This window comes from Nocardia farcinica (assembly GCF_029867845.1).
Lineage (GTDB): Bacteria > Actinomycetota > Actinomycetes > Mycobacteriales > Mycobacteriaceae > Nocardia > Nocardia farcinica_A.
In genome coordinates, this window is record NZ_JARWRU010001024.1 from 1 (window position 1) to 4013 (window position 4013).

Annotated in this window: 3 protein-coding genes; 1 reads left to right on the top strand and 2 read right to left on the bottom strand. The window is 72.3% G+C overall.

The annotated features are described in order from the left end of the window. Nucleotides 1–143: 143 nt before the first annotated feature. On the bottom strand, nt 144–1007 hold the full coding sequence (locus QH283_RS22695) for a DUF1206 domain-containing protein (RefSeq protein WP_280504973.1): 864 nt from the start codon (nt 1005–1007) through the stop codon (nt 144–146). Nucleotides 1008–1143: 136 nt separating this feature from the next. After that, the gene (locus tag QH283_RS22700) at nt 1144–2466 is read right to left on the bottom strand and encodes a cytochrome P450 (RefSeq protein ID WP_280504974.1); all 1323 of its coding nucleotides are present in this window, start codon (nt 2464–2466) and stop codon (nt 1144–1146) included. Between the two features lie 188 nt (nt 2467–2654). Here QH283_RS22700 and QH283_RS22705 point away from each other — a divergent pair. Further along, a partial coding sequence (locus QH283_RS22705) for an APC family permease (protein WP_280504975.1) occupies nt 2655–4013 on the top strand: 1359 nt, incomplete at its 3' end.

Sequence of the window (4013 nt, forward strand, 5' to 3'; positions counted from 1 at the left end):
CCCCCCCCCCCCCCCACCCCCCCCCCCCCCCCGCCCCCCCCCCCCCCCCCCCCCCCCCCCCCCCCCCCCCCCCCCCCCCCCCCCCCCCCCCCCCGCGTCCGGGTGCGGCTCAGGCCGCACCGTTCACCACACGGCGCACACGCTCACATCCGCGCGTGCTTGGCCTGCACGAAGCTGAACAGACCGTAGGCGGCGATGCCGAGGGCGGCGATCACCAGCAGGACGACACCGTAGGGCTGCGCGCCCAGGGTCTTCAGCGCGCCGTCGAGGCCGGCCGCCTTGTCCGGCTCCGAGCTGGTGACCGCGAGGATCAGCAGCACGCCGATGGCGCCGATGGCCGCACCCTTGGCGATGTAGCCGGTGGTGCCGAGACGGCGGATGTTGGTGCTGTCGGTGTCGAGGTCCTCGAGGAACTTCTTCGTGTAGCCCTTGTGCACGTAGTAGGCGCCGACGCCGAGCAGCGCCACTCCGGCGATCACCAGCAGCGCGGTGCCCGCGGTGCTCTGCATCATCTCGGCGGTCAGGCTCTGGCTGTCGGCGGTGCTCGACTTGCCCGCGCCCGCCGCGAAGCTGTAGGCGGTCAGCGCCAGCGCGCCGTAGACCACGGCGGTGGCCACGGCCTTGCCGCGCCGGAAGGCCTCCTTGCCCGCGCTCGCCTCCCGCGGCTTCGAGGCCTTGCCGAACGCGGCCTCGGTCAGCTTCCACAGCGCCAGCAGCACGAACGAGACCACCGCGAGCCACAGCACGACCGTGCCGCCGGGCGCCGCCGCGATCTGTGCCATGGCGCCGGACTGGTCGGCGGTCCCCCCGCCGCCGAAGGCGATGCGCAGCGCCAGGTAGGCGATGATCAGGTGCACCACGCCGGTCATGACGAAACCGGCGCGCGCGAAGCGCTCGAAGGTGGGGTTCTGGGCGATGCGGCTCGCGGACGAGTCACCCCCGCCGATCGAGGACCGTCCGAGCGATGACGTCCTGCCCGTCGATGCCGGTGTGTTGCTGAAAATCATGGTGCCTTCTCATCTGTCGGTGGGCCGATCCACGGCAGCAGATACCCGGCGTGCGGGCACCGAAACTGCGGCGGCGCTCCTCGACAGCACCGGCGGGTCCGTAAACATCTGTCCCCGCCGGGGTTTGGGCACGCTGTCAGCGCTTGCGCATGGTGATCAGCGCGTCCCGCGCCGGGCTGAGGCCGGTGTGGTAGCGCCGGGGCGGCTCGATCTCGCCGGGTGCGGTCTCGATGCGGCGCTCCAGGAACAGGGTGCGGAACAGGATTCTGGCCTCGGCGAGGGCGAACTGGGCGCCGAGGCAGCGATGCGCGCCCGCGCCGAAGGTGAGCCAGGTGTAGCCGTCGGGGCGCTCGCCGAGGAAGCGTTCGGGGCGGAAGCTCAGCGGGTCGGGGTAGTGCCAGGGCGCCTCGTGGATGAGCAGGATCGGCACGATCACGATGGCGCCCTCGGGCACCGCGATTCCGTTGAGGACGGTGTCGCGCAGCGCGCGCCGGCCGGTGAACGGCGAGACCGGCCGCAGCCGCATGGTCTCGGCGACCACCGCGTCGAGATAGGCGTCGAGCCGGTCGCGATCGCCCGCGTCGGCCGCGGCGTCGATCTCGGCCATCGCCGCGGGGTGGGCGGCCAGCATGACCGCCACCCAGCCGAGGGTGATGGCGGTGGTCTCGTAGGCGCCGAGCAGCACCCCGCGCATGTTGCGGGCCAGCGCGAGGTCGTCGTGCTGGTCGAGGTCGGTGCCGACGTAGCGGGACAGCAGGTCGGCGCGCGGCACCTCGGGGGTGGCGCGCCGCGCGGCGATCTCCTCCATGACGACGGCGTCGACCTGATCCCTGCGCCGGTTCAACGGGGGATAGGGCAGGGTGTGCCCGCCCAGGAACGGGGTCAGCAGGGTGACGGTGAGGAATCCGCGGCTCTCGATCTCGTCGAACCACAGCCGCACCGCGCGCCGCAGCCGCGCCATCCGCTCGGCCTCGACATCGCCGAACACCACACCGAGCAGGATGTCCAGCGCCATCTCGTAGCCGGCGCGCAGGAACTCGAACGGCTCGTCCACCGGCCAGTTCGGGACCGCTCGCTCCACGACGCCGACCATCAGCTCCTCGTAGGACTGCAAGGCCTTGTGCTGGAAGGGCGGGGAGAACCGCTTGCGTTCCCTGCGGTGTTCCTCGCCGTCGAGGAAGATCAGCGTCTCCTCGCCGAACATCACGTCGTGACTGGAGAAGCGGCTCAGCACCTGTCCGACCGAGAAGTTCTCGTGGTCGGCGAACAGTGCGCGCACGTCCTCGGGCCGGTGGGTGACGAGCAGGTCGGGGAAGGCGGGCGGCGAGACGACGAACCGGTCGCCCAGCTCGAGCAGCGGCGAGGAATGGGTGCCGGGCCGCAACAGTCCGCCGAGCCTGCCGAGGTGACGGGTACGGAGGCGGGGCAGTTCGCGGAGGGTGAGCGATGCGGACGACATCCCGCCATCCTCACCGCTGTCGCGTGCCCGCGCAATCTCCGAATCCCTTCGGCGGCAACGACGATCGCCGTCCGGCCGCCCCCGGTTCTGTGGGCTTGCGCTCGTTTCCGGCGGCGCGGGGACATGCCGGGAACCGGCTCGGAACAGCCGGTTCGCGGATATCGTCCCCGGTTGGGTATTGCTCGCTCATGACGGCGACGTTGAAGCGGGTGGTGAGCACACCCCTGCTCTATTTCTTCATCCTCGGTGACGTGCTCGGCGCCGGGGTGTACGTGCTCGTCGGCGAGATCGCGGGCGCCTCCGGTGGCGCGGTGTGGCTGCCGCTGCTGGCCGCGCTCGTGCTGGCCTGCCTGACCGCGGGCTCGTATGCCGAGCTGGCGACCCGGTTCCCGCGCGCGGGCGGCTCGGCGCACTACGTGACACTGGCCCTCGGCCCGGCGGCGGGCAGTTTCATCGGTTTCTGCATGCTGGCCGCCGGAGTGGTCTCGGTGGGCGCGCTGGCCAGAGGCTTCGCCTCGGACTATCTGGCCGAGCTGGTCACCCTGCCCACGGTGGCGGTGGTCGTGGCGTTCCTGGCCGCGCTCGCGGCGCTGAACATGCGCGGGATCAAGGAGTCGCTCGGTGCGAACGTGGTCGCCACCCTCGTCGAACTCGGCGGACTGCTGCTGGTGATCGGCCTCGGCGCGTGGGTGCTGCTGCGCGGCGACGGCGAACCGGGCAGGCTCGTCGAACTCGGCACCGCCGAACACGGCGCGCTCGGCGCGGTCCTGGCCGGTTCGGTGCTGGCCTACTACTCCTTCGTCGGATTCGAGACCTCGGTGAACCTGGCCGAGGAGGTGCGCGACCCTCGGCGCACGTACCCGAGGGCCCTGTTCGGCGCGCTGCTCACCGCGGGCGCGGTCTATGTGCTGATCGGGGTGGTGGCCTCGGCTACGGTGCCCACCGAGGCGCTCGCCGAGTCGTCAGGGCCGCTGCTGGAGGTGGTGCGGGTCGCAGGCGCGGTGCCGGAGCGGTTGTTCGCGGTGATCGCCCTGGTGGCGGTCGCCAACGGCGCCCTGTTGACCGGGATCATGGCCTCCCGCCTCGCCTACGGCATGGCCCGCGACGGACTGCTGCCCGGGGCACTGGCGCGGGTGCTGCCTGGCAGGCGCACACCCTGGGTGGCGATCGCGGTCACCACGGCCTGCTCGACGGCGCTGGCGCTGACCGGCGAGATCGCCGTCCTCGCCGGAACACTGGTGCTGTTGCTGCTCGTGGTCTTCGCCGCGGTCAACGCCGCGGTGCTGATCCTGCGCCGCGAACCCGCCGAAAGCGACCACTTCCGGGTGCCCACCGTGCTGCCCTGGCTCGGCCTGGCCTCCTGCGCGCTGCTGGCGACCCGCGTCGAGGGCGAGATGTGGGTACGCGGGCTGCTCCTGCTCGGCCTCGGCCTGCTGCTCGCGGTCGTCAACGGCGGGCGCGCCCCCCGGGCGCGGCGCGCGGGCACCCCAAAGTCACCCAAGGGCGCAACGCCCCCAAAAACCGGCGCGGGGGGGCCGGCGGTGGCA